Source organism: Bradyrhizobium ottawaense, assembly GCF_900099825.1.
GTDB lineage: Bacteria > Pseudomonadota > Alphaproteobacteria > Rhizobiales > Xanthobacteraceae > Bradyrhizobium > Bradyrhizobium ottawaense_A.
In genome coordinates this window covers 2,949,982-2,965,204 of record NZ_LT629693.1, presented here as the reverse complement: position 1 = coordinate 2,965,204, position 15,223 = coordinate 2,949,982, and the positions used below count along the sequence as shown (strand labels likewise).

Genomic DNA, 15,223 nt, shown 5'->3' with positions numbered 1-15,223 from the left:
TGGATGGCAAGATGGCGGTGACAATCAAGAAGGTCGGCGTGATCGGCTCGGGCCAGATGGGCAACGGTATTGCGCATGTGGCGGCGCTGGCCGGTTACCATGTGGTGCTGAACGATCTATCCGCCGACCGGCTGAAATCGGCGATGGCGACCATCAACGGCAACCTGTCGCGCCAGGTTTCGAAGAAGCTCATCACCGAGGACGCGCGCAAGCAGGCGCTGGACCGGATTGTTTCCGCAGAGTCGCTCGACGAATTGGCGGACTGCGATCTCGTGATCGAGACCGCGGTCGAAAAGGAAGAAATCAAGCGCAAGATCTTCCACGATCTCTGCGCGGTGCTGAAGCCGGAAGCGATCGTCGCCTCCAACTCATCGTCGATCTCGATCACGCGGCTTGCCGCCTCGACCGATCGGCCCGAGCGCTTCATCGGCATTCATTTCATGAATCCGGTGCCGCTGATGGAGCTGGTCGAACTGATCCGCGGCATCGCCACCGACGACGAGACCTTCGATGCGGCCAAGGCCTTCGTCACCAAGCTCGGCAAGCAGATCGCGGTATCCGAGGATTTCCCGGCCTTCATCGTCAACCGCATCCTGCTGCCGATGATCAACGAGGCGATCTACACGCTCTATGAAGGCGTCGGCAATGTCGAGGCGATCGACGCGGCGATGAAGCTCGGCGCGCACCATCCGATGGGGCCGCTGGAACTGGCCGATTTCATCGGGCTCGATACCTGTCTGTCGATCATGCAGGTGCTGCACGAGGGGCTGGCGGATTCCAAGTACCGGCCGTGCCCGCTGCTGGTGAAATACGTCGAGGCCGGCTGGCTCGGCCGCAAGAGCCAACGCGGCTTCTACGACTACCGCGGCGACAAGCCGGTCCCGACAAGGTAGATTGTCATTGCCGGGCTTGACCCGGCAATCCATCTGCAAAGATGCTTTTACGAAGATTGATGGATACGCGGGTCCAGCCCGCGTATGACGATTGAGCGCGCCGCGTCGCGCGTCCATTTCCAGAATTCATTAACCCCCTCGCGCTAGGGTCTCCCCCGCGTTCGGGAGTTCTGCGTATGGATATGATGGCAATGGTATCGAGCATGCTCGCCATGCAGGCGGGCAACACGCAGATGCAGGTCGCGACTTCGATCATGAAGTCCAACTCGGACGCCGAAAAGTTCGCGGTTCAGACCCTGCTCGGCGGCCAAGCCTCGCCTTCCACGGCCAATCTTGGTGCCGGTGTTGGCGGCAACCTCAATATTACGGCCTAAAACCCCGCCTTGGCCGGCTGCACGGCGGCCTTGATCAGCTTGATGGCGTCGTCGCTGGCCCATTCGGCCGGACCGGCAATGTTGGCGATCTCGCAGCCCTGGCCGTCGACCAGCACCGAGGTCGGCATCCCCAGCGCCTTGCCTATGTTCTTAAGATCCTGAAAAACCTTGGCTTTCTGGTCGCTGAAATAGCTGAGTCCGGCCAGGTTGCCGTCTTTCAGGAAGTTTTTCGGCTTTTCGGCGTCGCGGGTGTCGATGTTGATGGCGACCACCTCGAAATCCTTGCCCCCGAGCTTGGTCTGCAGGCTGTCCAGCGCCGGCATTTCCTTGCGGCAGGGCACGCACCAGGTCGCCCACAGGTTCACCAGCACCGTCTTGCCGCGCCAGTCCGACAGCTTTTTGGGCTTGCCGTCGGCATCCTCGAAGGCGAGGTCGGGCAGCCGCAGCGGGGTGGTTGCCATGGTCAGCGCCGCCACTTCACCCTGCGCCAGCGGCGCGATCTTGCGGGCGAGGTCGACGGCCCCGTTGCAGGCGGAATCGCCGGCCGGGCCGCGTTTGAAGGCGCCGAAGCCGTAGACCGCGGCAAAACCGATCAGTGCCCCGACCGCGACCGCGCCGATGGCGAGCGGGATCCGGCGCGAGGCGGCCGGGCGGGGGGTGGGCAAATCGGGCATATCGTTTGTCATCCTGTGTCAGATACGGCTATGCAGTGCCCATATTACGAATGAAACCGGCACGGCGTTTCGCTGGGTTCGACGATAATCAAGGCTTTAGACGACAGGGCACGGGAAGTCATGAGCAACAAGATGTGGGGCGGCCGGTTCACCGAGCGTCCCGATGCAATCATGGAGGAAATCAATGTCTCGATCGACGTTGATCGACACCTCTATGCCCAGGACATCGCCGCGTCCAAGGCCCATGCCGCGATGCTGTCAGCGCAAGGCATTATCACCGCGAGTGATGCGAAAAATATCGGCAAGGGTCTAGACACGATTTTGTCAGAAATCGGCAACGGATCGTTCGAGTTCAAGCGCGCGCTCGAGGACATTCACATGAATGTCGAGAGCCGGCTGACCGACCTGATCGGCCCCGCCGCGGGACGGCTGCACACCGCGCGGTCGCGCAACGATCAGGTGGCGACCGATTTCCGTCTGTTTGTGCGCGACACCATCGACCAGACCGACGCGGCCCTGGCGGCGTTCCAGCATGCGCTGGTGGAGCGGGCGCTGGAACATGCCGGCACGGTCATGCCGGGCTTCACCCACCTGCAGACCGCGCAACCGGTGACGTTCGGCCATCATCTCTTGGCCTATGTCGAGATGGCCGCGCGCGACCGCGGCCGGTTTGCCGATGCGCGCAAGCGTTTGAACGAATCGCCGCTCGGGGCTGCGGCGCTGGCCGGCACCTCGTTTCCGATCGATCGTGCCGCGACCGCCAAGGCGCTTGGTTTCGACCGGCCGATGGCCAATTCGCTCGATGCGGTATCCGATCGCGACTTCGTGCTCGAAACGCTGTCGGCGGCGTCGATCGCGGCCGTGCACATGTCGCGCTTCGCCGAGGAGATCGTGATCTGGACCTCGCCGCTGGTCGGATTGGTGCGGCTGTCCGACAAATTCACCACCGGCTCCTCGATCATGCCGCAAAAGCGCAACCCTGACGCCGCCGAGCTGGTGCGCGCCAAGACCGGCCGGGTGATCGGCGCGCTGACCGGGCTGCTGATCGTGATGAAGGGGCTGCCGCTCGCCTATCAAAAGGACATGCAGGAAGACAAGCAGGGCGCGATGGAAGCGTTTTCCGCGTTGTCGCTGGCGATCCGGGCGATGACCGGCATGGTGATCGACCTCGTGCCCGACGAGGCGCGGATGAAGGCGGCGGCCGGCGAGGGCTATGCCACCGCCACCGACCTCGCCGACTGGCTGGTGCGGACGCTGAAAATGCCGTTCCGCGACGCCCACCACGTCACCGGGCGTATCGTCGGGCTGGCGTCGAAGCAGGGCGTGGCCCTGCATGAACTGCCGCTGAAGGCGATGCAGGAGGTCGAGCCCAAGATCACGGCGGAAGCGCTGCGCGTGCTGTCGGTGGAAGCCTCGGTCAAGAGCCGGACCAGCTATGGCGGCACCGCACCGAAGAACGTGACGGCGCAGGCGAAAGCCTGGCTGAAGCGACTGGAAAAAGAGCGAAAATTGGGCTGAGGCAAAAATTTCGCTGCAATTTCATGGTTATCCGGGAGCCTTCGGGTCTCGCCAGACTGCGCCAATCTTTGTATGGTGCGCCCGCGCATTGGGGAATTCGTCGTGATCAGTAACTACCGGCCGACATCGTCGGGATGGGCCATCATCCTGCTGAGCGTGACCGCGCTCGCGCTGGGCGGCTGCGGACGCAAGGCCGGCCTCGACCTGCCGCCGAACGCGCCGCCGCTGGCGGCCGCGCCTGCGACCGCGGACAGCGAGACCGAGCGCGCCGCGCAACCCGGCGTCTTCAATTCGACCTATGGGTCCGAGACCGGTCCTGCGGCTGCGAAGGGTCGCAAGAAACCGTTTATTCTGGACCCGCTGCTCGGCAACTGAGCCGGGCGCGGTTGATTTGATTTTCGCCACGGTCTATCCGCGGCTTGGCGTCGCGACGGAACACCTGCCATGAACCACTTCGACTATCGCAACGGCGTGCTGCACGCCGAGGCGGTCAATCTCATCGAGCTCGCGGAGGCCGTCGGCACGCCGTTCTATTGTTATTCGACGGCGACGCTGGAGCGCCACTACCGGGTCTTCACCGAGGCCTTTGCCGGCGAGAAGACGCTGGTCTGCTACGCCATGAAGGCCAACTCCAACCAGTCGGTGCTGCGCACGCTGGCGAAACTCGGCGCCGGCGCCGACGTAGTGTCCGGCGGCGAGCTGAAGCGGGCGCTGGCGGCGGGAATTCCGCCGAACAAGATCCTGTTCTCCGGCGTCGGCAAGACCGAAGCCGAGCTGCGCGCGGCGCTGGCCAACGATATTCTCTGCATCAATGTCGAGTCCGAGCCCGAACTCGAACTGCTGTCGAAGCTCGCGGTCGAGACCGGCAAGACCGCGCGGATTTCGGTGCGCGTCAATCCCGATGTCGACGCCGGCACCCACGCCAAGATCGCCACCGGCAAGTCCGAGAACAAGTTCGGCGTTCCCATTGCGCGTGCCCGCGAGGTCTATGCCCGCGCGGCCAAGCTGCCGGGGATCGAGGTGACCGGCACCGACATGCATATCGGCAGCCAGATCACCGATCTCTCCAAGATGGAAACCGCGTTCCGGATTCTGTCCGAATTCGTCCGGACGCTGCGCGCCGACGGCCACAACATCGCGCATATCGATTTCGGCGGCGGGCTCGGCATTCCCTATCACATGGACCGCGAAGCGCCGCCGCTGCCGTCGGCCTATGCCGCGATGGTCAAGCGGGTGACGCATAATCTCGGCTGCACGCTGATGTTCGAGCCGGGCCGGATGATCGTCGGCAATGCCGGCATCCTCGTTGCGCGCGTCATCTATGTGAAGCCGGGCGAGGCCAAGAACTTCGTCATCATCGATGCCGCGATGAACGATCTGATCCGCCCCACGCTGTACGAGGCGCATCACGACATCCTCCCGGTTCGCGAGGCTGCGAAGGGTGCGCGCATGATCACCGCCGATGTGGTCGGGCCGGTGTGCGAAACCGGCGACTACCTCGCGCTCGACCGCCAACTGCCCGAGCCCAAGGCCGGCGATCTGATTGCGATCATGACGGCGGGCGCCTACGGCGCAGTGCAGTCCGGCAGCTACAACACCCGCGCGCTGGTGCCGGAAGTCTTGGTCAAGGATGACCAATTCGCGGTCGTTCGTCCGCGCATCGAGGTCGAGGAACTGATCGCGATGGATCGACCGGCGCCGTGGCTGTGAATTGAGCCGTCGTCCCCGCCTGGTGCGCAATGGCGCACGGGGGTGGGGATGATAGCGGCTCGCGCTTCGCTCGACCGGCGCGACGAGGCATGCGGGAAAATCCCTTCACGCCATTACGTCGATTTCTGTTTCGAGAATTCCTCCAGCGCCCGATGCGCGACAACGTCCAATCCGCCGAGGGTGGTGTTTCCCCTCCTGGCGCTGAGCATCAGTTTGACGGCGACGTATTTGCGACTTGCGTGGTCGCCACCATTGGGAAAGCGGCGGCAGGCTTTTTCCAGCGCGACTTCCATGTTTGCAATCGTCCGCTCATCGAGCTTGGTCATGTTACAACTCCCCCGCCGGCCGTAGTCGCATCCCTTCCGCGCAGTTTTACCAAGGGATGATATCAGTTTTTGCCGTCGGGAAAATCTGGCAGACGGTGGAACCCGAAAGCCTCGATCGGCTTGAGTCCAGGTTCCCAGGATAGGAGCCCGGTCATGCCCGAAGCCAGCCGATCAGGTCCAGTCGTGCCTTATGGCGCCGATGAAACCGCCTACGTTGTCGTGGACAGCCTGGGCGCAGGCAGAGAGACGGAATTCGAGCGAGCCGATCTTGAGGCCGTCATCAGGGACCTCTTGTCGGGTCAGTTCAACTGTCCCATCCGTATTGTCGCCTTCAATACCCTTGAGCATTGGACCGCGGACGTGTCGCGAGACGTTGCGGCGGAAATTCAAAGCCAATCCGATATGGATGGCTTGCCGGTGCCCGAGCATTTGAGAGACTTCGTTGACAGGTATGCCGGCTCAACGCCTCGACGGGATCCGCTCCAGACTTTAGCCGGGGACGCATCACATGACAGATCAGCATCAGGTTAATTCAACGATCGCTACCGCAATTTGCGATTGTCTCAAGGACGATCCTGACCCGCGAATTGATCCGGAAGTGGCCAAGCACATCGCAAAGTGCATCGTTTCAGCGCTTACCGAAGCGGGCTTTGCGATTGTCGTGGCGGACCCTCTTGTACGGTAGAGTTCCGTGTAGCCCCGGCAGCGAACATCACCTGACCGCAGGGATCGGTTGAGTTCTCGCGAAACCCATCACGAATGCAAGTTGATGGGTATCGCTGCGCTCTATCAATCCTGCCTGTTCGGTCACTTCGCCGCGTGAGGGCCCTTCGATCCTCCGACAATCACGCCCGCCGCTTTCTCGATTGGCTTGATTGCTTCGGTGAAATCGCTGTCCGCGCCCTGGTCGCGGATCACCACTTCCCAGAGTCTTCCGACCGCTTCCGCGACCTCCATCGACAGGCCCAGCGATTTCATTTCTTCCAGCGCCAGCCGGACGTCCTTCACCATCAAGCCGGTGGCAAAGCCGAAATCGAAGGTGCGCGGCAGCACCGCGCGCGGAAACTTGTCGCGGCTGGCGGTATTGAGCCCCGATCCGGAGTTGATGACGTCGATCATGACGGCGGGATCGAGCCCGGACTTGACGCCCATCACCACGGCTTCCGAGGTCGCCACCATCGCGGTCGCCGACAGGAAATTGTTGGCGAGCTTCATGGTCTGCGCCGAGCCCGGCTTTTCGCCGATGAAGAACACTTTTCCGATGACGTCGAGCGCGGGCTTGGCAATCTCGAAATCGGCGCGCGGGCCCGAGACCATCACCGCCAGCGTTCCCTTCTCGGCGCCGCCGACACCGCCGCTTACGGGGCTGTCGAGCTGGACGATGTTCTTCTTCGCCAGCAGGCCGTGAATCTTCGTAGCCATGTGCGAGCCGACGGTGGAGAGATCGATGAAGCGCTTGACGCGCTTGCCATCGCTCACGCCGCCGGTGCCGGTCGCAACCTCAAGCGAGGCCTGCAGCGACGGCAGGCTGGCGAGAACAGTCTCGCAGCGGTCGGCGATGTCCTTCGGCGAGGAGGCCGCCTGCGCGCCGAGTGCGACCAGTTTGTCGACGGCCTCTTTGCGCGTATCGAACACGGTGAGCTGATGCTTCGCCTCGATCAGGCGGCGCGCCATCGGAAAACCCATTTTGCCGAGGCCGATAAATCCGATTTCCATGGTGGTCTTTCCTTGATTTCGTCATTGCGAGCGCAGCGAAGCAATCCACTCTTCTTGACGCGGCGAGATGGATTGCTTCGCTTCGCTCGCAATGACGGATTGAAATTACGGTGAGCTGGTGGAAAGCCCTCAGGCCTTGTCGAGTTCGGCGAATACTTCACGGGCGATGCGGAAACTGTCGACGCCGGCGGGCGCGCCGGCATAGATCGCGACCTGCATGAAGATCTCGCGGATCTCGTCGCGGGTGACGCCGTTGGTCAGCGCGCCCTTGATATGGGTCCGCAATTCGTGCGGCCGGTTGAGAATCGAGATCATGGCGAGGTTGAGCATGCTGCGGGTCTTGCGCGGCAACTCGTCGCGGCCCCACACCGCGCCCCAGCAATATTCGGTGAGCATTTCCTGAAACGGACGGTTGAAGTCGTCGACGTTCTTCAGGGCGTTGTTGACATAGGCCTCGCCCAGCACGGCCTTGCGTACTTCGAGGCCCTTTTCGTAGGTCTTCTTGTCCATGACGTTTCCTCAGGTATTTTTACGGTTGGCGGCGGACGTTACGGGCTGCGGGCCCGGCAGTCACGCCTTCGTGTTATGCGTATTTCCGGGTGTGGGAACCCCCTTGAAGCGGGATGCCTCAATGCCGCCGCCGTGCTAGGGTGATTTGCCGGCAACCCGGAGAGTTTTTTGAACGGTGCCACCCCCGACCCCTCACAGCCCGCGCGCGAGCCGGATGCTGTCGCGCGGCTTCAGCTGACGCAGGCCCTGCAACGGGCCACCTATGCGATCGCGTGGGAGCGCGCCTGGCCGGGTCTCGCCCGGTTCCTGAGCGTGGTCGGACTGTTCCTGGTGGTGTCCTGGACCGGATTGTGGCTGGCGCTGCCGTTCCTGGCGCGCGCCATCGGCATTGCCCTGTTCGTCGTGCTGGCGCTGGGCGCGCTGCTGCCGCTCATTCGATTCCGCTGGCCGACCCGCGAGGCCGCACTGGCCCGGCTCGACCGCAGCACCGGCATCCGGCACCGTCCGGCGACCGCGCTGACCGACACGCTGGCGACCAAAGACCCGATCGCGCAGGCTTTATGGCAGGCGCAGCGCGAACGCACGCTGGCCTCGCTGAAGCGCATCCGCGCCGGCCTGCCTTCCCCGCGGCTGGCGATCCACGATCCCTGGGCGCTGCGCGCGCTGGTCATGGTGATGCTGGTGGCGTCCTGTGTCGCCGCCGGCGACGAGCGCACGATGCGGGTGGCCGCGGCGTTCGACTGGAACGGCGTGCTGGCGCCGGCCAATGTCCGGGTCGACGCCTGGGTGACGCCGCCGGTCTATACCAGCAAACCCCCGATCATCCTTTCCGCGGCCAACCGCGATGCCGGCGCGCCCGATGGCGGGCCGTTGTCGGTTCCGGCAGGCAGTACGCTCTTGGTGCGCTCCAGCGGCGGCACCATCGACGTCGTGGTCGGCGGCAGCGTGACCGAGATCGCGCCAGGCGAAGCGGCGCCGCAGGGCACCAACGAGCGCCATTTCAAGATTACCGGCGACGGCACCGCGCATGTCCGCGCGCCGGCCGGCCAGCCGCAATGGAAATTCATCGCGACGCCCGACCGGGCGCCGACGATTTCGCTCGTCAAGGATCCGGAGCGCCAGGCCCGCGGCTCGCTGCAGATGTCCTACAAGCTCGAGGACGATTACGGCGTCACCGAAGCGCGCGCCCAGTTCGCCGCCCGCCGCACCGAGGCAACTGAATCCGGCCGGCCCGTGGCTAACGATGCCAAGGCTAACGATACCAAGGCGGCCGAGCCGCGGCCGCTGTTCGAGGCGCCGTCGTTTCCGCTGGTGCTGCCGAACGCGCGCACCCGCAACGGCGTCGGCCAGACCGTCAAGGATCTCAGCGAAGATCCCTATGCCGGCGCCGACGTGACGCTGACATTGACCGCGAAAGACGAGGCCGGCAACGAAGGCAGGAGCGAGCCCTTCAACATGCGCCTGCCGGAGCGGCTATTTACAAAACCGCTGGCGCGGGCGCTGATCGAGCAGCGCCGCATCCTGGCGCTCGACGCCAACCAGAATTCGCAGGTCTACGCGGCGCTCGACGCGCTGATGATCGCGCCGGAACTGTTCACGCCGGAAACCGGCCATTACCTCGGCCTCTACAGCGTCGCGCGGCAACTGGAAGCCGCGCGCACCGATGCCGCCTTGCGCGAGGTTGTCGCCAGCATCTGGGCGCTCGCCGTCACCATCGAGGACGGCAACATCAGCGATGTCGACAAGGCGCTGCGCGCGGCGCAGGAGGCGCTCAAGCAAGCGCTGGAGCGCGGCGCCAGCGACGAGGAAATCAAGAAGCTGACGGACAATCTGCGCGCCGCACTGGATAATTTCCTGCGCCAGCTCGCCGAACAGATGCGCAACAATCCGCAGCAACTGGCCCGGCCGCTCGATCCCAACACCAAAATGCTGAGCCAGCAGGATCTCAAGAGCATGCTCGACCGGCTGGAGCGGATGTCGCGCTCTGGCGACAAGGATGCCGCCAAGCAATTGCTCGAGCAGTTGCAGCAGATGCTGGAAAACCTGCAGATGGCGCAGCCCGGCCAGTCCGGCGACGGCGACATGGAGCAGGCGCTGAACGAACTCGGCGACATGATCCGCAAGCAGCAGCAGTTGCGCGACAAGACCTTCAAGCAGGGCCAGGATTCCCGGCGCGACCGCATGCGTGGCAAGCAGGGCGACCAGAGCATGGGCGACCTGCAGCAGGACCAGCAGGGCCTGCGCGACCGGCTCAAGAAGCTGCAGGAAGAACTGGCCAAGCGCGGCATGGGCCCGGCCCAGCGCGGCGAGAAGGGTCAACAGGGACAAGAAGGTCAGCAAGGCGGCGAGCCCGGCGACGGCGAGGATGGTCTCGACCAGGCCGATTCCGCGATGGGCGACGCCAGCGGCCGGCTCGGCGAGGGCAATGCCGACGGCGCGGTGGATTCGCAAGGCAGGGCGCTGGAAGCGCTGCGCAAGGGGGCGCAGAGTCTCGCCGAAGCGATGCAGCAGGGCGATGGCGACCAGCCCGGCGACGCCCCGGGCAACGCCAAGGGCCGGCAGCAGGGCGCGCAGAACGGCACCGACCCGCTCGGCCGCCCGATGCGCCACAATGAATTTTCGGATGATTTTTCGGTGAAGATTCCCGGCGAAATCGACGTCCAGCGGGTGCGCCGGATCCTGGAAGAACTGCGCCGCCGTCTCGCCGACCCGTCCCGCCCGCAGATCGAGCTCGATTACATCGAGCGGCTGCTGAAGGATTATTGAAAGCCCAGCATACCGCTGTCATCGCCCGCGAAGGCGGGTGACCCAGTATTCCAGGGGCGTCAGCGGTAGAATCGAGAGGCTGCGGCGTACTGGATCCCCCGCCTTCGCGGGGGACGACGAGCGGAGTGCGCTACACCTTCCGCGCCGCCAGCGCATCCGCCACCGCGGTGCGGATGTCCGCCACCGAGAACGGCTTCGTCACCACGTCGTGCACGATCGCATTGAGGCCGGAGGCGCGTTCGCGCTGGTCGGCAAACCCCGTCATCAACAAAATCTTCAGGTCCGGAAAATCGCGCGCCGCCGCCAGCGCCAGCGCGATGCCGTCCATGACCGGCATCTGGATGTCGGTCAGCAGCAGGTCGAACGCGCCGCCCTCGCGGGTCAGCAGTTCGAGCGCTTCGGCGCCGTCTTCCGCGGTGATGGTTTCATGGCCATCCATGGCGATCGCGCGCGCCACCAGCGTGCGCATCGAATCCTCGTCGTCGGCGATCAATATCCGCGGCATTGCTTTCGGCTCATTCGCGAGCGGGTCGCTGGATCGGGCTCAGGCGTGGCCGCCGGCCAGATCCCGCTTGTTGAAGAAACGTACATCGATATTGCGGCCTTCGGGCGGCGGCGAGGCCAGCCGCGACTTGAAATAAGCCCGTTCGCCCGGTTTCAGCACCGGCTGTTCGAGCACGGCGTTCCAGGCGTAGATCTCGGCGCCCTGCTCGTCGCGGACGGAAAAGCGCAGCCGCGGCAGTTCGACCGGCTTGCCGGTCTGGCCGACGATCATGCCTTCGATGACCAGCACCGGTTTGCCTTCGACGGTTTCGTTGGTGATCTTGATGTCCTTGAACGCCAGTCCGCGCAGGTTCACCTCCAGCCCGACCATCCGGTAGAAGGTCGCGGTCTGCGGCAGCAGGCGGACGATGTCGGCGCGCCAGATCACCAGCGCCAGCAGCAGCGCGCCCATCGCCGCACAGGCAGTCGGCAGGCCGACCGCGGGCATGAAGGGAATGCGGGGCAGGGCGGGCAGCTTGAACTTGAAGAGCTTGGCCAGCCGCTCGCGATGGCTGGTGATCGGGATGTCCTCATGGCCTTCGGCATCCAGACGGGCGATGGTCGGCCAGTCGGAATCACCGCTTTGGGGGGCGCCTTCGCCCTCGGCCGGCCAGTCGGCGGAAATCGAGGGGCTGTCGACCACGGGCGTGTCGTGACCGGTGTCCTGACCAGTTTCTTGGCCACTTTCCTCGCGCGCCATCGCGTCCCATTCGGCGGCGGCATCGTTTTCGGCCGCCTGGCGCGATGCCATGGGGGCTGCGACCGCCATCTCGACCGCGTCCTCGGGCCTGGCCAGCCAGGTCTCCTTGCAGCGGGAACAGCGCACCGTACGTCCGGAAGCCCCAAGGGTGCTCGGATTGATGGCGTAGGATGTTGTACAATGGGGGCAAACGATGTGCATGGAGCCCGTTTCCACAGTGTCTTTGCCCGGATGCTACAGAGCGACCGTTAACGAATCGGAAACCATAACGGCCGCAAAACCGTTTTGTCCGGACGGGGCTTCCATCTGCGGCCGGCGGGCCCGAAGTTCAGGTTCAAATCCGGGGTTTCCGGCCACGGTTCATATCGAGCGGAGCTGAGCGTGGTTCGGTTCGAAAATGTCGGTTTGCGGTACGGGCTCGGCCCGGAGATTCTGCGCGACCTGTCGTTCCTGATCCCGGCTCATTCCTTCCAGTTCCTCACCGGCCCCTCGGGCGCCGGCAAGACCTCGCTGCTGCGGCTGCTGTTCCTGTCGATGCGGCCGACGCGGGGCCTGGTCAACCTGTTCGGCCACGACGTCTCACTGCTCGGCAAGGAGCAGATCGCCGATTTGCGCAAGCGCATCGGCATCGTGCTGCAGGATTTTCGCCTGCTCGACCACATGACGACCTATGAGAACGTGGCGCTGCCGTTCCGGGTGATGGGCCGCGACGAATCCAGTTACCGCCGCGAGGTGATCGATCTTTTGAAATGGGTCGGCCTCGGCGAGCGCATGGATGCGCTGCCGCCGATCCTGTCGGGCGGCGAGAAACAACGCGCGGCGATCGCGCGCGCGGTGATCTCGCGGCCACAACTGTTGCTGGCCGACGAGCCGACCGGCAGCGTCGATCCGACCTTGGGCCGGCGCCTGCTGCGGCTGTTCATCGAACTGAACAAGTCGGGCACCGCCGTCATCATCGCGACCCACGACATCACGCTGATGGACCAGTACGAGGCGCGGCGGCTGGTGCTGCATCAGGGACGGCTGCATATCTATGAGTAGGCTTATTGATGGCTAGGCAAATTGATGGCTAGAATTGGCGAAGAGCATGTCCCGCTGGTGGATCTCGGGCACGAACGCCCGCGGGTCTCAGCGCAGGCGCGCAACATGTCGCCGATCGTGCCGCGGGCCTCGATCTCGGGCCGCGCGCTCGTCGCGGTCGTCGCCATCATGACCTTCCTCGCCTCCATCACCACAGGCGCCGTGTTGCTGGTGAGCGCCTCGGCCGCCGAGTGGCAGTCGGAAGTCGCCAGCGAAATCACCGTGCAGGTACGCCCGGCTGCCGGCCGCGATCTCGATCGCGACACGGCGGCAGCCGCCGAGGCGATGCGTACGCAAGCCAACATCGTCCAGGTCAGGCCGTTCACCAAGGACGAGTCGGCGAAACTGCTGGAGCCGTGGCTCGGCAGCGGATTGTCGATCGACCAGTTGCCGGTGCCGCGCGTCATCGTCGCGCGCGTCCAGCCCGGCGCAGTGCTCGACCTTGCCGCGCTGCGCGGCCGGATGACGCAGGTGGCGCCATCGGCCAGCGTCGACGATCACCGCGCCTGGATCGAGCGCATGCGCTCGATGACCGGCGCCACCGTGTTCGCCGGCATCGGCATTCTCGCTTTGGTGATCATTGCCACCATCATTTCGGTTTCGTTTGCGACCCGCGGCGCCATGGCGGCGAACCGTCCGATCGTCGAGGTGCTGCATTTCGTCGGCGCCGGCGACACCTACATCGCCAACCGCTTCCTGCGGCACTTTCTCAGGCTCGGGCTTGAAGGCGGCCTGATCGGCGGCGGCGCCGCGATGCTGGGGTTCGGCTTCTCCGAATCGATCGCCGGCTGGTTTTCCGGCACCCCGGTCGGCGACCAGTTCGCCGCATTGCTGGGGACGTTTTCGCTGCGCCCGTCAGGCTATCTGGCGCTGGCGGCGCAGGCCGTGCTGATCGCCGCGATTACCGCCTGGGCCTCGCGGCGCACGCTGTTTGCGACGCTGGATGATATCGACTAGCGCGTGATCTGGAAAAGTGGATGATTCAATCCGGTTGAAGCATGTGCCGGGGAGACTCCACTTCGCCCGAAAACACGATAGAATTGAGCGGGGGAGAGGACCAGCAGAACCGCATGAACGTGCCGCCCGACGATAGGTCGCCTGAACCGCAGGCCGCGCCGCCGCGCGGCCGGCTGCGTGCGGCTGTCGTCGCGGCGCTCGCCATCGTCTTCGTCGGCGCGGCCGCGGGGTTCGTTGCCTTTCTCGCCCAATTGCGCGGCGTCGAGACCCAGCCGGCCCGCAACGCCGATGGCATCGTGGTTCTGACCGGCGGCTCGTCGCGGGTGTCGGATGCGATGGAATTGCTGGCCGGCGGTTACGGCAAGCGTCTGCTGATCTCGGGCGTGCACCCGACCAATGCGGCCAGCGATATTTCCCGCTCGCTGCCCGACAACCAGTCGCTGCTCGGCTGCTGCGTCGACCTCGACCGCTCCGCCATCAACACGCGCAGCAACGCCGCCGAGACGCGGCGCTGGGCCCGCGAGCGCGGTTTCAAGTCGCTGATCGTGGTGACGTCGAACTACCACATGCCGCGCGCCATCGCTGAAATATCGCATGCGATGCCTGACATCACGCTGATTCCGTTCGCGGTGGTCGGCGACAAATGGCGCGACGAGCCGTGGTGGACCAGTGGTGCTACGTTCCGCTTGCTGCTGTCGGAATACGCGAAGTACGTTGCCGTGGAATTGCGCGTGCGGCTGGCCGGCCTCGGTATCGACCTGGTGCCGGAGTTGGCGGATCAGCCGACCGGTTCGCCGCCGCAGCGGCCGGCGACGGCGCAGGCGAATTGACCGATTTTCAGAGGTTGCTCTTGCTGTCCCGCGCCGCCGGCACATGCTGGTCGTGCAGCATCATGGCGAGCTGATGCAGTTGCGGGTCGCGAAAGCCTTCCGCCTCGATCGCCTTTACGGTGGCCAGAACGTAGTCGCGGTTGATGCCGGATTGGCCGTGGCCCTGCAGTACATGACGTAATTGCTCCGCCAGCGTCAGCCGCCCGGCATACTGCACATGGCCGCGATCGACCACATAGGCCAGCGCGCTGACGCGCTGACGCGCCTCGTTCTCCAGCCACACCGAACGTTTCACTTCGCGATAGACCGAGGTGACCTGCTCGCGTTCGCGCAAATAGGCGATGGTGGCGCTGCGGTGCTTTTCCGCGACCCGGAACGCGATGCCGCGGCAGGCGCCGCCGCGATCCAGCCCCAGCACCAAGCCGGGCTTTTCCGGTGTGCCGCGGTGAACAAAGGAGTAAACGCAGAGCGCGCGGTGCTCGCCGATCAGCCGCGCCGGGACCCGTTCGATGAATTCGAAGCCCGGCCGCCATATCAGCGAGCCGTAGCCGAACACCCAGAGGTCGCCTGTCGGGAATTCCGTATCTTGCAAGGTAATCGAGGACATTTGGCAAAGCGTTTTCGAG

General features: G+C 64.7%; 17 protein-coding genes. 10 read left to right on the top strand and 7 right to left on the bottom strand.

What is annotated here, in order from left to right:
* The first annotated feature begins 11 nt into the window (after positions 1 to 11).
* Positions 12 to 893 (top strand): 3-hydroxybutyryl-CoA dehydrogenase, encoded by an 882-nt coding sequence (locus BLR13_RS13815; RefSeq protein ID WP_074831557.1) that lies wholly within the window; start codon positions 12 to 14, stop codon positions 891 to 893.
* 176 nt (positions 894 to 1,069) lie between these two features.
* The gene (locus tag BLR13_RS13810; RefSeq protein WP_074823128.1) at positions 1,070 to 1,267 is read left to right on the top strand and encodes a hypothetical protein; all 198 of its coding nucleotides are present in this window, start codon (positions 1,070 to 1,072) and stop codon (positions 1,265 to 1,267) included.
* Here BLR13_RS13810 and tlpA read toward each other — a convergent pair.
* Positions 1,264 to 1,953, bottom strand: a complete 690-nt coding sequence (tlpA, locus tag BLR13_RS13805; RefSeq protein ID WP_074823131.1) for a thiol:disulfide interchange protein TlpA — start codon at positions 1,951 to 1,953, stop codon at positions 1,264 to 1,266. The two genes, BLR13_RS13810 and tlpA, sit on opposite strands and share 4 nt — an antisense overlap.
* Before the next feature lie 108 nt (positions 1,954 to 2,061).
* On the opposite strand from tlpA, the gene argH reads away from it, so the two are divergent.
* The 3 genes from argH (at position 2,062) to lysA (ending at position 5,169) form a co-directional block, all read left to right on the top strand.
* Positions 2,062 to 3,459, top strand: a complete 1,398-nt coding sequence (gene argH / locus BLR13_RS13800) for an argininosuccinate lyase (protein ID WP_074823134.1) — start codon at positions 2,062 to 2,064, stop codon at positions 3,457 to 3,459.
* A 102-nt stretch (positions 3,460 to 3,561) separates the two neighbouring features.
* Positions 3,562 to 3,834, top strand: a complete 273-nt coding sequence (lptM, locus tag BLR13_RS13795) for an LPS translocon maturation chaperone LptM (protein ID WP_074831558.1) — start codon at positions 3,562 to 3,564, stop codon at positions 3,832 to 3,834.
* A gap of 69 nt (positions 3,835 to 3,903) precedes the next feature.
* Entirely contained in the window at positions 3,904 to 5,169 is a 1,266-nt protein-coding gene (lysA, locus tag BLR13_RS13790) for a diaminopimelate decarboxylase (RefSeq protein ID WP_074823137.1), read from the top strand.
* Positions 5,170 to 5,282: 113 nt separating this feature from the next.
* Here lysA and BLR13_RS13785 read toward each other — a convergent pair whose 3' ends face one another.
* Entirely contained in the window at positions 5,283 to 5,495 is a 213-nt protein-coding gene (locus BLR13_RS13785) for a hypothetical protein (protein WP_074823140.1), read from the bottom strand.
* Between the two features lie 153 nt (positions 5,496 to 5,648).
* On the opposite strand from BLR13_RS13785, the gene BLR13_RS13780 reads away from it, so the two are divergent.
* Positions 5,649 to 6,026: a hypothetical protein gene (locus tag BLR13_RS13780; RefSeq protein WP_074823143.1), complete on the top strand. Its 378-nt coding sequence runs from the start codon at positions 5,649 to 5,651 to the stop codon at positions 6,024 to 6,026.
* A 276-nt stretch (positions 6,027 to 6,302) separates the two neighbouring features.
* Here BLR13_RS13780 and BLR13_RS13775 read toward each other — a convergent pair whose 3' ends face one another.
* Entirely contained in the window at positions 6,303 to 7,211 is a 909-nt protein-coding gene (locus tag BLR13_RS13775; protein ID WP_074823147.1) for an NAD(P)-dependent oxidoreductase, read from the bottom strand.
* Positions 7,212 to 7,340: 129 nt separating this feature from the next.
* Positions 7,341 to 7,721, bottom strand: a complete 381-nt coding sequence (locus BLR13_RS13770) for a carboxymuconolactone decarboxylase family protein (protein ID WP_074823150.1) — start codon at positions 7,719 to 7,721, stop codon at positions 7,341 to 7,343.
* A 168-nt stretch (positions 7,722 to 7,889) separates the two neighbouring features.
* Here BLR13_RS13770 and BLR13_RS13765 point away from each other — a divergent pair, with 168 nt between their 5' ends.
* The gene (locus BLR13_RS13765; RefSeq protein ID WP_074823153.1) at positions 7,890 to 10,487 is read left to right on the top strand and encodes a TIGR02302 family protein; all 2,598 of its coding nucleotides are present in this window, start codon (positions 7,890 to 7,892) and stop codon (positions 10,485 to 10,487) included.
* A gap of 130 nt (positions 10,488 to 10,617) precedes the next feature.
* On the opposite strand, the gene BLR13_RS13760 is transcribed toward BLR13_RS13765, so the two are convergent.
* Both BLR13_RS13760 and BLR13_RS13755 read right to left on the bottom strand, forming a co-directional pair.
* Positions 10,618 to 10,992 (bottom strand): response regulator, encoded by a 375-nt coding sequence (locus BLR13_RS13760; RefSeq protein ID WP_074823156.1) that lies wholly within the window; start codon positions 10,990 to 10,992, stop codon positions 10,618 to 10,620.
* Between the two features lie 39 nt (positions 10,993 to 11,031).
* Complete coding sequence (locus tag BLR13_RS13755) at positions 11,032 to 11,931, bottom strand: MJ0042-type zinc finger domain-containing protein (protein ID WP_074823158.1); 900 nt, start codon at positions 11,929 to 11,931, stop codon at positions 11,032 to 11,034.
* A gap of 180 nt (positions 11,932 to 12,111) precedes the next feature.
* Here BLR13_RS13755 and ftsE point away from each other — a divergent pair, with 180 nt between their 5' ends.
* The 3 genes from ftsE (at position 12,112) to BLR13_RS13740 (ending at position 14,597) form a co-directional block, all read left to right on the top strand.
* Positions 12,112 to 12,771 carry a cell division ATP-binding protein FtsE gene (gene ftsE / locus BLR13_RS13750; RefSeq protein WP_074831559.1) on the top strand — a complete coding sequence of 220 codons (660 nt, stop codon included), beginning with the start codon at positions 12,112 to 12,114 and terminating at the stop codon, positions 12,769 to 12,771.
* A gap of 24 nt (positions 12,772 to 12,795) precedes the next feature.
* Complete coding sequence (locus BLR13_RS13745; RefSeq protein ID WP_074823161.1) at positions 12,796 to 13,767, top strand: cell division protein FtsX; 972 nt, start codon at positions 12,796 to 12,798, stop codon at positions 13,765 to 13,767.
* A gap of 113 nt (positions 13,768 to 13,880) precedes the next feature.
* Positions 13,881 to 14,597 (top strand): YdcF family protein, encoded by a 717-nt coding sequence (locus BLR13_RS13740; protein WP_074823164.1) that lies wholly within the window; start codon positions 13,881 to 13,883, stop codon positions 14,595 to 14,597.
* Positions 14,598 to 14,604: 7 nt separating this feature from the next.
* Here the strand turns inward: BLR13_RS13740 and BLR13_RS13735 are convergent, their stop codons facing one another.
* The gene (locus tag BLR13_RS13735; RefSeq protein ID WP_074823167.1) at positions 14,605 to 15,204 is read right to left on the bottom strand and encodes a gamma-glutamylcyclotransferase; all 600 of its coding nucleotides are present in this window, start codon (positions 15,202 to 15,204) and stop codon (positions 14,605 to 14,607) included.
* Positions 15,205 to 15,223: the final 19 nt, after the last annotated feature.